This is a genomic window from Comamonas sp. B-9, from assembly GCF_000410635.1.
Lineage (GTDB): Bacteria > Pseudomonadota > Gammaproteobacteria > Burkholderiales > Burkholderiaceae_C > Comamonas.
This window is the reverse complement of record NZ_KE148555.1, coordinates 27,833-28,095: the sequence shown is the minus strand read 5'-3', so window position 1 is coordinate 28,095 and position 263 is coordinate 27,833. Positions and strand designations below refer to the sequence as shown.

Sequence of the window (263 nt, the reverse complement as noted above, 5' to 3'; positions counted from 1 at the left end):
CACCGGCTGGCCGCTCTCGCTGGCGATGCGCTCGAGCAGCGCCTGGCACAGCGCGGGCACATCTTCGCGGCGCTCGCGCAGCGGCGGGATGAAGATGTCAATGACGTTGAGCCGGTAGTACAAGTCCTGGCGAAAGCGCCCGGTCTGCACATCGGCCGCCAGATCGCGGTGGGTGGCGCTGACGATGCGCACATCGACCGCTTCTTCCTGTTGCGAGCCCAGGGGCCGCACCTTGCGCTCCTGGATCGCACGCAAGAGCTTGG

1 protein-coding gene is annotated in these 263 nt (G+C 67.7%); it reads right to left on the bottom strand.

Annotated features, from left to right (window positions below; genetic code table 11):
• The coding region (locus tag H928_RS27145) for a sigma 54-interacting transcriptional regulator (protein ID WP_043339595.1) at positions 1-263 on the bottom strand (263 nt) is incomplete at both ends.